The 16,888-nt window shown below is 69.3% G+C and carries 14 protein-coding genes and 1 tRNA gene; 12 read left to right on the plus strand and 3 right to left on the minus strand.

Annotated features, from left to right (window positions below):
- The first annotated feature begins 71 nt into the window (after positions 1–71).
- From AB4Y74_RS05825 to AB4Y74_RS05840, 4 genes are all read left to right on the plus strand, one after another.
- The gene (locus AB4Y74_RS05825) at positions 72–1,211 is read left to right on the plus strand and encodes a YlbL family protein (protein WP_441798171.1); all 1,140 of its coding nucleotides are present in this window, start codon (positions 72–74) and stop codon (positions 1,209–1,211) included.
- Positions 1,212–1,316: 105 nt separating this feature from the next.
- Positions 1,317–4,256 (plus strand): UPF0182 family membrane protein, encoded by a 2,940-nt coding sequence (locus AB4Y74_RS05830; RefSeq protein WP_441798172.1) that lies wholly within the window; start codon positions 1,317–1,319, stop codon positions 4,254–4,256.
- Positions 4,257–4,428: 172 nt separating this feature from the next.
- On the plus strand, positions 4,429–5,622 hold the full coding sequence (locus tag AB4Y74_RS05835) for an ROK family transcriptional regulator (protein WP_441798173.1): 1,194 nt from the start codon (positions 4,429–4,431) through the stop codon (positions 5,620–5,622).
- Complete coding sequence (locus AB4Y74_RS05840) at positions 5,622–6,095, plus strand: hypothetical protein (protein WP_441798174.1); 474 nt, start codon at positions 5,622–5,624, stop codon at positions 6,093–6,095. Before AB4Y74_RS05835 ends, AB4Y74_RS05840 begins: the two co-directional genes overlap by 1 nt.
- 9 nt (positions 6,096–6,104) lie before the next feature.
- Here the strand turns inward: AB4Y74_RS05840 and AB4Y74_RS05845 are convergent, their stop codons facing one another.
- Both AB4Y74_RS05845 and AB4Y74_RS05850 read right to left on the minus strand, forming a co-directional pair.
- Positions 6,105–7,259 carry an ROK family protein gene (locus AB4Y74_RS05845; RefSeq protein ID WP_441798175.1) on the minus strand — a complete coding sequence of 385 codons (1,155 nt, stop codon included), beginning with the start codon at positions 7,257–7,259 and terminating at the stop codon, positions 6,105–6,107.
- A gap of 126 nt (positions 7,260–7,385) precedes the next feature.
- Positions 7,386–7,459: transfer RNA gene (locus AB4Y74_RS05850), tRNA-Met, on the minus strand.
- Between the two features lie 118 nt (positions 7,460–7,577).
- Between AB4Y74_RS05850 and AB4Y74_RS05855 the strand changes: the two genes are divergently transcribed.
- The 7 genes from AB4Y74_RS05855 to AB4Y74_RS05885 are packed head-to-tail and all read left to right on the plus strand — an operon-like array spanning position 7,578 to position 13,642.
- Positions 7,578–8,660, plus strand: coding sequence for a response regulator (locus AB4Y74_RS05855; RefSeq protein ID WP_441798176.1), 1,083 nt, complete (start codon positions 7,578–7,580; stop codon positions 8,658–8,660).
- Positions 8,657–9,670, plus strand: a complete 1,014-nt coding sequence (locus AB4Y74_RS05860) for an ATP-grasp domain-containing protein (protein WP_441798177.1) — start codon at positions 8,657–8,659, stop codon at positions 9,668–9,670. Before AB4Y74_RS05855 ends, AB4Y74_RS05860 begins: the two co-directional genes overlap by 4 nt.
- Positions 9,667–10,467 (plus strand): PHP domain-containing protein, encoded by an 801-nt coding sequence (locus AB4Y74_RS05865; protein ID WP_441798178.1) that lies wholly within the window; start codon positions 9,667–9,669, stop codon positions 10,465–10,467. Before AB4Y74_RS05860 ends, AB4Y74_RS05865 begins: the two co-directional genes overlap by 4 nt.
- Positions 10,464–10,622 carry a hypothetical protein gene (locus AB4Y74_RS05870; RefSeq protein WP_441798179.1) on the plus strand — a complete coding sequence of 53 codons (159 nt, stop codon included), beginning with the start codon at positions 10,464–10,466 and terminating at the stop codon, positions 10,620–10,622. Before AB4Y74_RS05865 ends, AB4Y74_RS05870 begins: the two co-directional genes overlap by 4 nt.
- Positions 10,623–10,629: 7 nt before the next feature.
- On the plus strand, positions 10,630–11,037 hold the full coding sequence (locus AB4Y74_RS05875; protein WP_441798180.1) for a response regulator: 408 nt from the start codon (positions 10,630–10,632) through the stop codon (positions 11,035–11,037).
- Positions 11,034–12,809 (plus strand): sensor histidine kinase, encoded by a 1,776-nt coding sequence (locus AB4Y74_RS05880; RefSeq protein WP_441798181.1) that lies wholly within the window; start codon positions 11,034–11,036, stop codon positions 12,807–12,809. The genes AB4Y74_RS05875 and AB4Y74_RS05880 overlap by 4 nt, the downstream gene beginning before the upstream one ends.
- Complete coding sequence (locus AB4Y74_RS05885) at positions 12,806–13,642, plus strand: carbon-nitrogen hydrolase family protein (RefSeq protein ID WP_441798182.1); 837 nt, start codon at positions 12,806–12,808, stop codon at positions 13,640–13,642. The genes AB4Y74_RS05880 and AB4Y74_RS05885 overlap by 4 nt, the downstream gene beginning before the upstream one ends.
- A 21-nt stretch (positions 13,643–13,663) precedes the next feature.
- Here the strand turns inward: AB4Y74_RS05885 and AB4Y74_RS05890 are convergent, their stop codons facing one another.
- Positions 13,664–14,863 carry an aminotransferase class I/II-fold pyridoxal phosphate-dependent enzyme gene (locus AB4Y74_RS05890; protein WP_441798183.1) on the minus strand — a complete coding sequence of 400 codons (1,200 nt, stop codon included), beginning with the start codon at positions 14,861–14,863 and terminating at the stop codon, positions 13,664–13,666.
- Between the two features lie 145 nt (positions 14,864–15,008).
- Here AB4Y74_RS05890 and AB4Y74_RS05895 point away from each other — a divergent pair, with 145 nt between their 5' ends.
- On the plus strand, positions 15,009–16,724 hold the full coding sequence (locus tag AB4Y74_RS05895; protein WP_441798184.1) for a trypsin-like peptidase domain-containing protein: 1,716 nt from the start codon (positions 15,009–15,011) through the stop codon (positions 16,722–16,724).
- Positions 16,725–16,888 lie beyond the last annotated feature (164 nt).

Here is a 16,888-nt window from a genome sequence, read left to right on the forward strand (position 1 = left end):
GCATGGGAATTGGCCTATGCTCGCCTTCGGGCCGTGCGCCCGTGGCGAACACCGATCGAGAGGACGGGCCTGTGACCCTGTTCAGCGACGACCAGCCGACGCTGCAGGGCGATGAGCCGGTCCGCGTCGCGCCGCCCCGCCGCGTCATCGTCGGCTGGGTCGCCATCGGCGTCGCGGTCGTCCTGGCGCTGGTGCTCGCGCTGGTCCCCGCCCCGTTCGTCATCGAGCAGCCCGGTCCCGTGTTCAACACACTCGGCACGGACCAGCAGGTCGGAGCCCCGCCCGCCAAGGATGCCAAGGAGCTCATCACCATCCCGGGCCAGAAGACGTATCCGACGTCCGGCTCCCTCGACCTGCTGACGGTCTCGGTGGTCGGCAATCCCGAGCAGCGACCGAGCTGGTTCGAGATCGCCGGCGCCTGGTTCCAGCCCAGCAAGGCGGTGCTCCCGCTGGAGACCGTCTTCCCGCCCGGAACGACGACCGAGCAGTCGAATGCCGAGAACGCGGCCCTGATGGTCGACTCCCAGCAGGACGCGATCGCCGCGGCTCTCAACGAGCTGGGCTACACCTTCCCCGAGAACGTCGCGGTCAAGCAGCTCATCACGGGAACTCCCGCCTCCGAGGTGCTCAAGGTGGGAGACGAGATCGCTTCGGTCAACGGAACGACCGTCACCAGCATCGACGCGCTGCGCTCCGCGGTGAAAGCCAACGGCACGGAGAAGGCGGCCGAGCTCGGCATCGTGCGCGACGGCGCCGCGTCGACGGTCTCCATCACCCCGATCGAGTCCCAGGGCCAGGTGGTGCTCGGAATCGGCGCCGGGATGGACTACACGTTCCCGTTCGACGTCAAGATCCAGCTCAATAACGTGGGCGGTCCGAGCGCCGGCCAGATGTTCGCCCTGGGGATCATGGACAAGCTCACCCCCGGCGCGCTCAACGGCGGCAAGCGCATCGCCGGCACCGGGACCATCGACAACGCGGGCGAGATCGGCCCGATCGGCGGCATCCGGCAGAAGATGTATGCCGCCCGCGACACCGGCAAAGCGGCCTACTTCCTCGCGCCCGCGTCCAACTGCGACGAGGTCAGCGGACACATCCCGTCCGGTCTGAAGGTCTTCGCGGTGAAGACGCTCGCCGACTCCCTCAAAGTGCTGGAGGCCGTGCGCGGCGGATCCAGCACCGCCGACCTCCCGACCTGCCCGGCGGGCTGACCCAGCGGCCTTGCGGCCACTGTTCATGCACGGCGCAGCTTTCTCCAAGCGTCGACTGCCTAGGATGGTGCTCGCCCCTGCCACGCGAGACCAAGAAGGCCATTCGTGAGTTCACCTGCTGCAGTCCGACCACCCGGCCGCCGGCGCGCGGCCATCTGGATCACCCTCGGGGCGATCGTGGCGGTGGTCATCCTCTTCTTCGTCTTCGCCGGACTGTACGCCGATATCCTCTGGTACCAGCAGCTGGGGTACCTCAACGTGCTGACGACGCAGTGGTTCGCGGGCATCGCGATGTTCTTCATCGGGTTCTTCGGCATGGCGCTGCCGCTCTGGCTGGCCATCCAACTCGCGTACCGCCTTCGTCCGGTCTACGCCAAGCTGAATTCGCAGCTCGACCGCTACCAGCAGGTCATCGAGCCGCTGCGCCGGCTGGCGATGTACGGCATCCCGATCGTCTTCGGCATCTTCGCGGGCGTCTCGGCCGCCAGCCGCTGGCAGACCGCGGCCCTGTGGCTGAACGGCACGGCCTACGGCAAGACGGACCCACTGTTCCACCTCGACATCGGCTTCTACCTCTTCGCGCTGCCCTTCTACCGCAGCGCGGTGGGCTTCGCCTCCGCCGTGGTCCTCATCTCGCTGCTGGCGACGCTGGCCACCACGTACCTGTACGGCTCAATCCGGGTGAGTGGCCGCGAGGTGCGCATCTCGCGCGCCGCCCGCGTTCAGATCTCCGTGATCTCCGCTCTCTACCTGCTGCTGCAGGGCATCAGCATCTGGCTCGACCGCTACGCCACGGTGACCGACTCCAATGTCAACGACATGATCAACGGAGCGGCCTATACCGACGTGAACGCGACCATCCCCGGCCGCGCGGTGCTGGCGGGTGCGGCGGTGTTCGTCGCGATCCTCTTCGTGCTGACCGCCTTCGTCGGCCGTTGGCGTTTCCCGATGGTCGGAACCGCGCTGCTCATCGTGGCGGCGCTCGTCGTCGGCGCCATCGTGCCGTGGGTGGTGCAGCGGTTCCAGGTCGACCCCAGCCAGAAGACGCTGGAGTCGCCCTACGTGCAGAAGGGGATCGACTACACCCGCGAGGCGTACGGCCTCAGCGATATCGAGACGATCCCCTACAACGCCAAGACCACGGCCGAGCAGGGCGCGCTGCGTCAGGACGCGCAGACCACGGCGCAGATCCGCATCCTCGACCCCGCCGTGGTGAGCCCGTCGTTCCGGCAGCTGCAGCAGTTCCGTCAGTACTACGCGTTCCCCGAGAAGCTCAACGTCGACCGCTACAACCTCAACGGCACGCAGCAGGATGCGGTGGTCGCGGTGCGCGAGCTGCAGCAGTCGGGCCTGGGCGGAACGCGCAACTGGTTCAACGACACCATCGTGTACACGCACGGCTACGGGCTCGTGGCCGCGTACGGCAACCAGCGTTCGCCTGACGGCCAGCCCGTCTTCATGGAGTCCGGCATCCCGTCCACCGGGACGCTGGGCGAGTACCAGCCGCGCATCTACTTCGGCGAGCAGTCGCCCACGTACTCGATCGTCGGTGCGCCGCAGGGCGGCAAGAAGGTCGAGCTCGACTACCCGGGCGGTTCCGACGGGGCTCAGCAGACGTACACGACGTTCAACGGCAACGGCGGCCCGAAGCTCGACAACATCTTCAAGCGGCTGGTCTACGCGCTGAAGTTCCAGGACGAGCAGATCGTGCTGTCCGACGCCGTGAACAGCGACTCGCAGATCCTCTACGACCGCGACCCGGTCAAGCGGGTCGAGAAGGTCGCGCCCTACTTGACGGTCGACTCGCAGGCGTACCCCGCGGTCGTGGACGGCCGGGTCAAGTGGATCATCGACGGCTACACCACGAGCGACCAGTTCCCGTACTCGCACGTCGGCAGCCTGAGTGAGGCGACGGCCGACAAGGACACCCCGAAGCCCGCATACGCGTTCGACGACATCAACTACATCCGGAACTCGGTGAAGGCCACGGTCGACGCCTACGACGGCTCGGTGACGCTGTACGCCTGGGACACCTCGGACCCGGTGCTGAAAACGTGGCAGAAGGTCTTCCCGTCGACGATCAAGCCGGTGAGCGACATGAGCGCGCAGCTGATGAGCCACGTGCGCTACCCGTCCGACCTGTTCAAGGTGCAGCGCTCGGTGCTCGGCCAGTACCACGTCGACGACGCGGGATCGTTCTACTCCCGTGAGGACGCCTGGACGACGCCGAATGACCCGACCTCACCGTCGAGCAACCCGGCCCTCCAGCCGCCGTACTACCTGACGATGAAGATGCCGGGGCAGGATGCTCCCGCCTTCTCGCTCTACTCCACCTTCATCCCTGCGGGAACGAGCGAGTCGAGCAGGTCGGTGCTAAAGGGCTATCTGGCCGTGGATGCGGATGCCGGCGATACGAAGGGCAAGGTCTCGTCCGGCTACGGCAAACTCAGGCTCCTGCAGTTGCCGTCGAGCGACACCATTCCCGGTCCCGGCCAGATGCAGAACCAGTTCGACTCCGATCCGACGGTCTCGCAACAGCTGAACCTGTTGCGGCAGGGTAAATCCGAGGTCATCAACGGCAACCTGCTGACTCTGCCCGTGGGTGGTGGTCTGCTCTACGTGCAGCCGGTCTACGTCCGGTCGTCGGGTGAGACCAGCTACCCACTGCTGCAGAAGGTGCTGGTCGCCTTCGGCGACAAGATCGAGTTCGAAGACACCCTCGACCAGGCTCTGGATGCGTTGTTCGGTGGTGACTCGGGCGCGAACGCCGGCGACAACAACGTCCCGTCCAGCGGCGGAAGCACCGGCGGTCAGACCGGCGGCGAGACCGGCGGCGGCACGGCCGGGGGAGGGACCGGCAGCGGTTCCTCGTCCGGCTCGAACACCGCCCTGCAGGAGGCCCTGCAGCGCGCGAACCAGGCGCTCTCGGACAGCCAGGCAGCTCTGAAGTCGGGTGACTTCGCTGCCTACGGTGAAGCGCAGAAGCGTCTGCAGCAGGCGATCTCCGACGCCGTGGCGGCCGAGGGGCAGCCCGCGGCGAAGTAGGACGAGCCGGCGAGGCGGCCCGCGCACCAGTGCGCGGGCCGTTTCGCTATGTTCGGGGCCCGTTCGAAGTCTTCGCAGGGAGCCCGGCATGCGTGTCCGACCTTCTGGCGTTCTCGGGGAAACTCGGGCTGAACGGTTGCGCATACTTTGATTGTCAGCTTTACTAACAAACATGGTGATCGACCAGGGCGCGCGTTCCGCCGTCGCCGACCGGCCCGCGCAGGTCGACCGAGGACTCGTCCCCGGCCGGGCCCTCCGCCCGCACACGAAGGTGCTCCCCGAGCACGCGCGCGGCCACAATCGCTCGCTCGTGCTTCAGTCGCTCTACCGCTCAGGGAGGGTGAGCCGAGCCGACCTCGCCCGCACGACGGGTCTCACGCGCGTCACCATCTCCGATCTGATCGGGGAGCTGATCGCCGAGGGCCTCGTCGTCGAGCTCGGCCAGCGCGACGACGCCCGCCCGGGCAAGCCCGCAGTCTTGCTCGACGTCAATCGGGGCGCCACCCAGATCATCGGTGTGGACCTCAGCGAGCACGCCGTGTTCCGCGGCGCGGTGCTCGACATGGACGGGCGCATCCTGAGCGCGGTCGAGGTGGAGCTTGCCGGCAGCAGGGGCGAGGAGGCCACGGAGAAGGTCCTTGCTCTGGTCGACCGTCTCGTCGCTGCCACGACCGCACCCGTGCTGGGCATCGGGATCGGGTCGCCGGGCATCGTGGATGCGGAGGGCACCGTCGCCGCGGCACCGAACCTCGGCTGGATCGATGAGCCGCTCCAGCGCCGTGTCGCCGAGCGAACCGCTCTGCCCGTGTTCGTCGCCAACGACGCCAACGTCGCGGTGCTCGCCGAGCACGGCTTCGCCGATGCGCAGGGCGACATGATGCTGGTGAAGCTCGGGCACGGTGTCGGTTCCGGCCTGCTGGTCGCCGGCGCGCTCGTCTTCGGCAGCCGGTTCGCCGCGGGTGAGATCGGTCAGGTCATGGTCGGCACGGATGGCGATCCGGAGGCCCCGTACGACCGCGAGCGCTGCCTGGAGGCGTGGCTCGCCGTGCCCCGGCTGGAGTCGCGCGTCGCGGCCGCGGAGGCCGACGGCGGCTCCGCCGCCCCGGTGCTGCGGGAGGCGGGGCAGCGCCTCGGTGTGGCCCTCGCACCGATCGTCGGAGCCCTCAACCTCTCCGAGGTGGTGCTGAGCGGCCCTGAGGAGCTGATCGACGGAGTCCTGCTCGACGCGGTGGGCGAGACGCTGCGCAACCGCACGATGGCCGGCTTCCACTCGGGTGTCACGATCCGGATGACGGGCCTCGGCCGCGACATCGTCCTCCGCGGCTGCGTGGTGATGGTGCTCTCCGCGCAGTTGGGGGTGTCCTGATGACGCTGGTCGCCGAGCCCGAGGTCCGTGCGGAGTCTCCCGTGCGGCTGGGATTCGCCCCGGGTGTCCGGGACACGCTGCCCCGCTTCCAGAGCCGCTGCACGGTGGTGCGGCTGGCGACGCTCGACAACGATGTCCTCGGGGTGCCCCGCTGGTACACGCTTCAGGAGGCGTGGGCGCAGCCGGGGAGTCCGGCCGCGGCGCGCTGGGGCGGCAACCCGGTCGTCTCCGTCGGACCCTCCGACGACCCGGAGCTGGTTCTCGCCACCGCGACGCCCGTCGTCGTGGTCGGCGCGGACAACGCCGCATCCCGGTGGACCCGCCAGGTGGTGGATGCGGTTCGGGCGACCTGCCGCTCCGTCCTCGTCGTGGACATGGGCCAGCGCCCAGAGCCCTCGTACGCCGACATCGCGACGTTCGGCCACGACCGCCGGCGCGGCGCCGCCCTGCTGGCGCTGCTCACCGCATCCTGAGCTGCAGCGTCAGCCCACCCAGCTGATGCCGAGCGCCGACCGCAGCGCGTACTGGGCTGCGCCACGGTACGGCTGGTCCTGGGCGACACGCGCGTACCGGAACCCGAGGGGCATGGCCGCTTTGACCGGATGCCGCGCGGCCTCCGCGCGCAGGTGGCCGATGAACTCGGGCCCGAGCCGGGGCGCGGCGCCGCCGATGACGATGTTCGGCACGTCGAGCGCAGCGCCGACGAGCAGGAGCGCCCGAGCGAGCACCCGAGCGCCGTCCGCGATGCGATGCCGGGAGTCGGGCGTGGCCGCCAGGGCGGCGAGGTCCAGAGCTTCCAGGTCGGTGCCGTGGGGGAGGCCGAGCAGGCTCGTCACCGAGACGATCTCTTCGAGGCACCCGCGATTGCCGCAGGCGCACAGCGGAGCGTCCGCACCGAAGAGCACGGGCACATGGCCGATCTCACCGGCTCGATGCGATGCACCCGCGACGACCTCGCCATCGATGATGACGGCCGCACCGACACCCGTGCTGAGCGAGACGAAGAGCTGGCTGGCCCCGAAGTCGTCCGCGCCGGGGTCGTCGGCGGCTGTGGTGTCGGCGATCGCCTCCGCATCCGCGTCGTTGATGAGGTGGATGGGCGCATCGACGATGCCGGAGAGTTCGCGCCCGAGGTCGACGTCCGTCCAGCCGAGCTGCACAGACTCGCGGATGAGGGGCCCGTCCGCGATGCCGGGCACTTGGACGCCGACGGCGACGATCCGCGCCGACGTCGCCGCGACGAGTCTGCGGACGACCGAGCGGACGTCTTCCAGCGAACCGGGGGTCGCCGGACGCTGTGCCGCGGTCGCGACCTCGCTGCCGAGCAGGTCGATGACGGCGCCGCGCACGAGGCCGGGCTGCACGATCAGCGACAGCAGCACGTGGTTCTCGGCGGCCACGCGCAGCGTCGTCGCGCGCTTGCCGCCGGTGCTCTCGGCCAGTTGGCCCTCCGTGACCAGGCCGTCGGCGATGAGCCCGGCGAGAAGGGAGGACACGGTGGCGCTGGTGAGCCCCGTTCTCCGGGCGATCCCCGCCCGGGTGGCAGTCCCGTTGCCGGACAGCACCAGTTGGAGAGCGGTCGTGAGGTTCCGCTCGCGGACGGCGGCCTGCGTCGCCTTTCCGTGCTCCTCTGCCACTGCTGCTCCCGAAGTCTCGTTGCGACGACCCTAGCGAAGCGGCAGCCGGTCGGGGTAATGGCAACGCCAGACATGCAAAAGGACCCTCTGACCGGGATGATTCCCGATCAGAGGGTCTTTCTTCAGTTGCGGGGACAGGATTTGAACCTGCGACCTCTGGGTTATGAGCCCAGCGAGCTACCGAACTGCTCCACCCCGCGGCACAAGAAATGACTCTAGCACGGGAATCGAGCGGGGTGAAATCGCGAACACCTCGTCGGGGCGTTCCGTCGTGTGGACCGGTCGTCCTACTAGAGTCGTTCCGAGACAGGGGATGCGATGGCGAGTGCGGTGACGAAGTACCGGGTGGCGGTGGTCGAGGACGACCCGGATGTGGCCTTCTTCATGAAGACAGTGCTCGAGAAGCGCGCTGATGCGGTCGCGATCGCGATAACCGATCCGTCACTCGCCCTGGCCAGGATCGCCGAGTTCGAACCGGACCTGGTGATCACCGACATCGAGATGCCGGGTATCTCCGGTCTCGACCTGCTCAAGGAGCTGCGCAGCCAGTATCCGGGGATGCCGGTCGTCGTCATGACCGCACACGTCTCCGTCGATTACGCCGTTTCGGCGCTTCGCTCGCAGGCGGACGAGTTCCTGACCAAGCCGATCGCCTCGGCCGAGCTGGTCGCGATCGTGCACCGCCTCGCTGCGGAAGGCCGCGTGAAGCGCTCGGCGCAACGTCAGCAGGTGGTGCTCGCCGTCGGCGCGCACCCCGACGACGTCGAGATCGGCGTCGGCGGCATCCTTGCGGCACACCGGGACGCGGGCAACCAGGTCGTGATTCTCACCATGTCGCGCGGCGCGCGCGGCGGGGACGCGAACGACCGCCAGCACGAATCGCTCGCCTCGGCCGAGCTGCTCGGTGCGCGGCTGTTCCTCGAGGACCTCCAGGACACGCAGATCTCCGCGGCCGACCCGACGGTGGGCATCATCGAGCGCGTCGTCGCCGAGATCCAGCCGGACATCGTCTACACGCACTCCTCGCACGACCGGCACCAGGACCACCGGGCGGTCCACGCCGCCACCGATGTCGCCACCCGATCGGTGCGGACGGTGTGCTGCTACCAGAGCCCCTCGGCGACCATCGACTTCCGGCCGACACGCTTCGTGCCGATCGACGGGTTCACCGAGACGAAGCTGCAGCTCATCGACTGCTTCCGGTCGCAGACGGAGTTGCGCTCCTACCTGGAGCCCGACTTCGTGCTGGCCACCGCCCGCTACTGGTCGCGCTTCGGCGGCGGCAAGAGCTGCGAACCCCTGGAGGTGATCCGTGACACCGCGGATATCTCCATGCCCGCGTCTTCGCTGGATGCTGCGGCCCGCCTCTCCGGAAACCGACTGAACAGGACCGTTGAATGACCGACTCCACCCGCACCCGCGTCCTGGTCACAGGCGCCGGCGGCCCTGCCGGCGTCGCCGTCATCCGCTCGCTGCTCGCCCGCGAGGACGTGGACGTGTTCGCGGCCGACATGGACGGCTGGGCGAGTGGCCTGTACCTGGTCCCGGAGGATCGCCGCAGGATCGTCCCGCCCGGCACGTCGGACGGGTTCGTGGATGCGCTCATCGACATGAGCCGCGGCGACGGCATCGATGTGCTGTTCTCGACGGTCGACGTGGAGCTTCCCGGGCTCGCCGCCCGCCGCGACGAACTGGAGGCAGCCGGCACGAAGCTCGCTGCGCCGTCGCACGAGACCCTGGTCACCTGCCTCGACAAGTTCGCGCTGGTCCAGCGCGTGACCGGCCAGGCGCGCGTGCCCGTCACTCGGCTGCTGAACCGGGAGGGCGTCGGAGCCGACTGGACCTTCCCCGTGATCGTCAAACCCCGCTCCGGCGCCGGCTCCCGCGGCGTCCGCCTGATCCCGGACCGCGGCACCCTGGAGGCGCTCGGCACCGACGAGAGCATCATCATCCAGGAGAACCTGCCCGGCGAGGAGTTCTCGGTGGATGTGATCGCGAGCCTGGAGGGCGATGTGATCGCCGCTGTCCCGCGGTCGCGCGAGCGCGTCGACTCGGGAGTCTCGATCGCCGGACGCACCGTACGCCGGCCGGAGCTGTCGGACACCGCTGCTGACGTCGCGCGGGCGATCGGCCTCACCGGCGTCGCCAACGTCCAGCTGCGTTACAGCACGGACGGCGTCCCCGCACTGCTGGAGGTGAACCCGCGCTTCCCGGGAGCCATGCCGCTCACCATCGCGTCGGGTGTCGACATGCCGTCGCTGCTGCTCGATCTGGTGCTCGGGCGGCCGGTGCCGTCCGCGGTCGACTTCGAGGAACTGGCGAACGTGCGCTTCCTCGAGGATGTCTTCCTGCGTCCGAGCGATGTCCTCCTCTCCGAGAACGCCGCCCACACGGAGGGACCCGAGGAGTGAGCGGGACGAAGGCGGGCCGGGTGCCCGGCCTGCTGCCCGACCTACTGCTCGGTGACTTCCACGTCCACTCGACGTTCTCCGACGACGCCCAGAGCACGCTCGCCGAGAACATCGCCGCGGCGTCCGCCGCAGGCCTCCGCACGGTCCGTCTCACCGACCACGTGCGCGGCGCCACCACGTGGGTGCCGGAGTTCGTCACCGCGGTGGCGGCCGAGCGCATCCCGGCCGGACTGAGCGTCCTGACCGGTGTGGAGGCCAAGCTGCTCGACGCCACAGGCGCCGTGGACACCCCCGCCGACCTGGTGGTCGGCCCGGGCGGGGTGGATGCGGTCGTCATCGGCGACCACCAGTTCCCCGGCACGGACGGCCCCTGGTCTCCGCGTGCGACGCGCGAGCGGCTCGACGCCGGACTCTCCGACGAGGACGCCCTCGATCTGCTCATCGAGGCGAGCATCCGGGCATGCGAGCGAACGCCGCACGCGCAGCTCGCGCACTGGTTCTCGATCCTGCCGAAGGTGGGGTTGGATGAGGCGCAGCTCGGCGACGAGCGCCTGCTGGCCTGGGCCCAGGCGGCGGCCGCGACCGGCACCATCGTCGAGGTCAACGAGAAGTGGGGGTGTCCTGGGCCTGCCGCGATCGCTGCCCTGCAGGACGCCGGTGCGCGTATCGTTGCCTCCACCGACAGTCACCTCGCGACCGACGTCGGTCGCTACCAGCGCGTCCCGGCCCTTCTCGGCGCGGCGGCCGCCCTGGTCGGCGCCGAGCGGGAGCCCACCGAAAGGGAGCGAGCACGATGAGTCCGGTAGAACCTCCAGCCGAACTGCGGGAGCGCATCCAGGACGAGCTGGAGCGGAACCGGCGCTGGGAGTACCGCCTGCCGCTCTACGCCGGGATCGCGTTGCTGGTCTGCGCCGCCATCGTCGTGGTGCGGGTGGTGTTCCTGCATGTCTGAGTCGTCCGTGTCTGAGTCCGCGGCCGGTTCGCGCAGCAAGCGCGTCGTCATCGCCGACGACGATGACGACATCCGAGGCCTGATGACCATCGCGGCGAACCGCGCCGGCGTCGAGATCGTCGCTGCCGTCGACAACGGGAAGGCCGCCCTGGATGCGGTTCGCGCCGGGGGCATCGACCTCGCCGTCCTGGACATCTCCATGCCCGGCATGAACGGTGTGGAGGTCGCGGAGGCGATCCGAGCCGACGACCTGACCCGGTCGACCCTGATCCTGATGGTCTCCGCGTCGGTGCAGCTGCTGACCGACCATGGGGTCGTGGCCGACCGCTCGGACAGCTTCATCGTGAAGCCGTTCAGTCCGCGCCTGCTGTCGACGCGCATCCGCGAGATGCTCGAACTGGGGGAGCCCGCATGACCATCGACCGGTGGCTGAGCCGCATCCCCATCGACTCCCCGTCGGCCTTCATGAAGCAGGTGCCGACCATCCTGGGCTTCGGCATCGCCGTGATCATCGCGGTCGTCCCCAACGGCGTGCCCATCACCAACGGCCCGATCTTCGTCGCCGGTATCGCGCTCGTCACCGTCGCGTCCATCCTCTCGTTCGTCATCCCGTGGCGGCGTCTCCACCCGGAGTGGGCAGTGGTCGTGCCGACGCTGTCCCTGCTCGCCGTGGGCCTGCTGCGGCTGGGGACCGGATCCGGAGCCTCTCCGTTCGTGGTGCTGACGCTCCTTCCCTTCGTGTGGATCGCCTCGGAGGCCGGGCGCATCAACATCCTCATCGCGGCACTGACCACCTTCGTCGTGCTGCTGGCTCCGCTGTTCGTCGACGGAGCACGCACCGGCGGGGACGTGGTCAGGGCGTTCTTCTCACCCGTCATTTACCTGATCGTCGCCGTCGTCGTGAATGAGATCGCGCACCGGATGCGCATCCAGCTGGCCGCAGCGCACGAGTCGAGCGAGAAGCAGGATGCGCTGCTCGCTCAGGCGGTCTCGGCGCAGAACGAGCTGGTGCTCAACGAGGCGCGTCTCAAAACCGCGAATCGTCTCATCCAGAGCATCTGGAACGCCGTCACCGAGCAGTCGGTCATCGGTACGGACCTCGACGGCCTCATCGACGTGTGGAACCCCGGCGCCGAGAAGATGCTCGGTCTCACCGAGAAGCAGGTGGTCGACGGCAAGCACCATGTCATCGACTTCCACCTGACATCGGAGATCGAGCAGCGGCTCCAGGACATGGATGCGCGCTTGACCACCGTCTCCAGCGTCGACGAGTTCTCCGCCCTCGTCGACACCGTCCGGGCCGGCTCCGCCGACGTCCGCGACTGGACGTACCTCCGCCCGGACGGCAAGCGGGTGGCCGTGCAGGTCGCCGCCACCCCGCGACTCGACGAGAACGGTCACCGGGTGGGCTTCATCTTCGTGGCCACCGACATGACGCAGGCGCGCGAGTTCGCCCGCCTGAAGGACGAGTTCGTCGGCCTGATCTCGCACGAGCTGCGCACGCCGCTCAGCTCGATCCTCGGCTACCTGGAGCTGATGCGCGACGACGAGGACGCGCCGCTGTCGGAGGAGCAGTTGCAGTACCTCGGCGTCGCTGAGCGGAATGCGCACCGGCTGCTACGGCTGGTCGGTGATCTGCTGTTCACCGCGCAGGTGGAGTCCGGCCGGTTCCCGCTCGACATCAAGGATGTGGAGCTGGGCGGGGTCGTGTCCGCTTCGGTCGAGTCGGCCCGGCCGATTGCGGCGAATGCCGGGGTGATTCTGGTCAGCGACGTACCCGAGTCGCCGTTGGTGGTCCGTGGCGATACGGTGCGGCTGGGACAGGCCGTCGACAACCTGGTCTCGAACGCGCTCAAGTTCACGCCGTCGGGAGGGACGGTGACCGTCTCGCTGCGGCCGGACGGCGAACAAGCCGTGATCGCCGTCACCGACACAGGCATCGGGATCCCCGCCGTGGAGTTGAGCCAGCTGTCTCAGCGCTTCTTCCGGGCGTCCACCGCCACGCGCAACGCGGTGCCGGGCGTCGGGCTGGGCCTGACGATCACCAAGGCGATCGTGACCGCACACGGCGGCCGCCTCGACATCGCGAGCGATGAGGGCATCGGCACGTCGATCAGCATCGTGTTGCCGGTCGAGACCCCGCAGCCGGTGACCGCGGCGATCCCGCGGGCGGAGATGGCGCCGTGACAGACCGCCCCGGAGAGCTCACCATCGACGACCGGGCGGTGGCGGTGGCGGTCGCGCAGTTCGCGCCGGGGGAGGACCGCGTCCACAACCGGGATGTCGTGGCCGGCCTGATCGCGGTCGCCGCGTCGCGGGGTGCACGACTCGTCGTGTTCCCCGAGTACTCCTCGTACTTCACAGACCCGCTCGGCCCGTCGTTCGCACGGAACGCCGAGCCGATCGAGGGTGAGTTCGTCGGCGGGCTCGCCGCCGCCGCCGGCGAGCACGGCGTGTTCGTCGTGGCTGGCCTCGTCGAGAAGACCGCCACGCCCCGCAAGTTCTCCAACACGCTTGTTGCGGTGGACCCGACCGGCGACGTCGTCGCGGTCTACCGCAAGCAGCACCTCTACGACGCGTTCGGCGCCCAGGAGTCGGAGTGGGTGGTCGCGGGCGACCTCGAGGAGCCGCAGACCTTCGAGGTGGACGGCATCGTCGTCGGTCTGCAGACCTGCTACGACCTGCGCTTTCCCGAGGTCACCCGCCGGCTCGCCGACGCGGGCGCCGACCTCGTCGCGGTCCCGGCGGAATGGGTCCGCGGGCCGCTCAAAGAGCACCACTGGAACACACTGCTCGCCGCTCGCGCGATCGAGAACACGCTCTACATCGCCGCCGCCGACCATCCGCCGTCGATCGGTGTCGGCGCGAGCGCCGTGATCGACCCGATGGGCGTGACGCTCGCCGGGCTCGGTGAGACGACGGGTGTGGCGCTCGCCGAAGTCTCTTCGGCGCGCATCCGCGAGGTGCGCGAGCGCAACCCCGCGCTACGGCTGCGACGGTACCGGGTCAGCCCGATCTGAGCGTCGCGATCCGTCCGCTTCTCAGCGGGCGCTGATCGAGGCGAGCCGCCGGGCCGCCTCCTCCAGCACGTCGACACGCTTGCAGAACGCGAATCGGACCAGGGCTGCGGTGCGCGTGGCGTACTCGTCGCGCGCGAACGCGCCGAGCGGTACCGCGACCACGCCGGCGAGTTCGGGCAGCGTCCGGCACAGCTCGACCGCATCCGGGAACCCCAACGGCGCCGCATCCGCCACCACGAAGTAAGTCCCGTCGGACGGGAACACGCCGAAGCCGGCCGCGCGCAGGCCGTCGGACAGCAGGTCGCGCTTGCGCGCGAGAGCGTCGGCAATGCCGGAGAAGTATGCGTCGGGCAGACGGAGTCCTATCGCGATCGCGGGCTGGAACGGGGCGCCGTTGACGTAGGTGAGGAACTGCTTCACCGCCAGCACCGCCGTGACCAGCTCCGCCGGAGCGGTCAGCCAGCCGACCTTCCAGCCGGTCGTGTTGAACGTCTTTCCGCCGGAGGAGATCGCGATGGTCCGGGCCCGTGCGCCGGGGAGCGTCTCGACGGCGATGTGTTCCGGCCCGAACGTCAGGTGCTCGTAGACGGAGTCGGTGACGATGATCGCGTCGTGCAGCTCGGCGAGCTCCACCACGGCGGTCAGGGTCTCCCGGTCGAGCACCGCACCGGTCGGGTTGTGCGGGGTGTTGACCAGGATGACGCGCGTCCGGTCGTTGACGGTCGCGCGCAGCCGATCGAGATCGGGACGGAAGGCCGGCGGCTCAAGCGGGACGGTGCGGTGCACTCCTCCGGCGAGGGCGATGATCGCGCCGTACTCGTCGTAGTACGGCTCGAACGTGACCACTTCGTCGCCCGCCTCCAGCAGCGCGAGGAGCGTTGCGGCGATGCCCTCAGTCGCCCCCGCGGTGATGAGCACTTCGCGATCGGGGTCCAGCTCGACACCGTAGAAGCGACGTTGATGCTCGGCGACGGCCACCCGGAGATCGGAGATGCCGATCCCCGGCGGGTACTGATTCTCGCCGTCGCGGATCGCGGCGACAGCTGCCTCCAGGACCTCGGCGGGCCCGTCTTCGTCCGGGAAACCCTGGCCCAGGTTGATGGCGCCGGTTCGCATGGCCAGGGAGCTCATCTCGGCGAAGATCGTCGGTCGCACGGTGCCGTCGGCGCCCAGGAGGCCCGCGCCGCCGGCGGCTCGGCGCCACGCTCCAGGAATCGTCATGGGACAACGCTACGGCCTTACTCGCGGCTGGCCCATCGGATACGTTGTGGAGAGTCATCGACATGCAGAAGGTCGTCCACAGCATCGGCAAATAAAACGTCCAGGTTCGCGTCCCAAGCTGATCGTGCTTGGAAGGAGCAACACCATGACCGACACCCCGAACACCCCGGAGCCCGCGAAGCCCCAGCACGACGCCGACACCGACGCGGTCGTGGATGCTGCCGCCGGTTCCGAGCACACCCCGGCCGCCGAGACGGCCGCCCCCGAGACCCCGGCCGCACCGCAGCCGACGGCCGAGCAGCCGACGGCTCAGCAGCCGACGGCTCAGCAGCCGACGGTGCCGCAGCCGACCGCGCAGCAGCCGACCGCGCAGCAGCCGACCGCGCAGCAGCCGACCGCGCAGCAGCCGACCGTGCCCGTGCAGCCCGCTGCCCACCACACGCAGCCGACCCAGCCGGTGCAGCCTCAGCCGTACGGGCAGCCCTACGGCCAGCCGTACGGCCAGCAGCAGCCGCACTACGGCAACGGTTCGTTCGGGCAGCCCGCCGGCTACGGCCAGCAGCCCTACGCCGCCAATGGCCAGCCGCCCTACGCGACCGCGCCGGGTGCGACGACCACCACCGCCCCCGCGGGCAAGCCGGCCAAGCGCGGCAACTCCGGCCTCATCATCGCGACGCTCGCCATCGGCGCGCTGATCGGTGGAGTCGCCGGCGCCGGCGCAGGCGTGGGCATCTTCGCCGCCACGGACGCGGGCAACGCGACCATCAAGACCGTCTCGGGCCCACAGAACATCACGGTCAACGACGCCAACAACGCGAGCACCGTGACGGCTGTCGCCGCCAAGGCGTCTCCGAGCGTCGTCACCATCTCGGTGAGCGCATCCAGTTCGGGCGGCACCGGCTCCGGCATCGTCCTGAGCTCGGATGGCTACGTGCTCACCAACACGCACGTCGTGACCCTCGACGGGCAGGCCTCCAACGTCGCCGTCACGGTCACCGACAATGATGGCAAGATCTACACTGCCAAGATCGTGGGCACGGATCCGACGACCGACCTGGCCGTCATCAAGCTCGACAACGCGTCCGGAATGACCCCGATCAGCTGGGGCGACTCCGGCAAGTTGAACGTCGGGAGCACCACGATCGCCATCGGCGCACCGCTCGGGCTGTCCGGCACCGTCACCGACGGCATCGTCAGCGCCCTCAACCGCAGCATCAGCATCGCCTCTTCTGCTGCCCCGAAGGGCGACTCCAACAGCGGCGGCGGCAGCCAGAACCCGTTCAACTTCAACTTCCCCGACCAGGGCGGTTCCGGCTCGCAGCAGCCGCAGACGCAGAGTTCCGGCACGATCTCCCTTCCGGTGATCCAGACCGACGCGTCCATCAACCCGGGCAACTCCGGCGGCGCGCTGCTCAACAGCAAGGGCGAGCTGATCGGCGTGAACGTGGCGATCGCGAGTGCCGGCGGCACCAGCTCCGACGGCTCGCAGTCCGGCAGCATCGGTGTCGGCTTCGCCATCCCGTCCGATCTCGCCAAGCGCGTCTCGACCGAGATCATCAAGAACGGATCGGCGACGCACGGTCTGCTCGGGGCCTCCGTGGCCGACGCCAGCAGTGACAGCAAAGCCACCACGGTCGGCGCGCTCGTCAAGAGCGTCAGCGGCGGCGGAGCCGCGGCCGACGCGGGGCTCAAGGCGGGCGACGTCGTCGTCAACTTCAACGGCACCCCGATCACCGACGCCACCGACCTGACCGCGCAGGTACGCGCACAGGCCGCCGGCGCCAAGGCCGACGTCACGTTCATCCGCGACGGCCAGACCAAGACCGCGACGGTCACCCTGGGAACGCTCAAGGCGGAGTGACCCGTCCCCACGTCGGAAGGCCGTCCCGCACCTGCGGGGCGGCCTTCCCTCGTGCGGTGCCCGTACCCGGCAACGGAGGAGAACGTCTCGCGTCGGCTGGCGATATGTCGGGAACGGAGGAAGTGCGGGCCCCCGAGACGGCAGGTCTCCTCCCGTTCAGCGAC

It is taken from the genome of Leifsonia sp. RAF41 (assembly GCF_052114085.1).
Classification (GTDB): domain Bacteria; phylum Actinomycetota; class Actinomycetes; order Actinomycetales; family Microbacteriaceae; genus Leifsonia.

Coding starts and splice junctions, on each gene's coding strand:
- AB4Y74_RS05855 (WP_441798176.1), top strand. CDS start 7,578: ATGGCGAGTGCGGTGACGAAGTACCGGGTGGCGGTGGTCGAGGACGAC.
- AB4Y74_RS05835 (WP_441798173.1), top strand. CDS start 4,429: ATGGTGATCGACCAGGGCGCGCGTTCCGCCGTCGCCGACCGGCCCGCG.
- AB4Y74_RS05895 (WP_441798184.1), top strand. CDS start 15,009: ATGACCGACACCCCGAACACCCCGGAGCCCGCGAAGCCCCAGCACGAC.
- AB4Y74_RS05860 (WP_441798177.1), top strand. CDS start 8,657: ATGACCGACTCCACCCGCACCCGCGTCCTGGTCACAGGCGCCGGCGGC.
- AB4Y74_RS05890 (WP_441798183.1), bottom strand. CDS start 14,863: ATGACGATTCCTGGAGCGTGGCGCCGAGCCGCCGGCGGCGCGGGCCTC.
- AB4Y74_RS05880 (WP_441798181.1), top strand. CDS start 11,034: ATGACCATCGACCGGTGGCTGAGCCGCATCCCCATCGACTCCCCGTCG.
- AB4Y74_RS05870 (WP_441798179.1), top strand. CDS start 10,464: ATGAGTCCGGTAGAACCTCCAGCCGAACTGCGGGAGCGCATCCAGGAC.
- AB4Y74_RS05840 (WP_441798174.1), top strand. CDS start 5,622: ATGACGCTGGTCGCCGAGCCCGAGGTCCGTGCGGAGTCTCCCGTGCGG.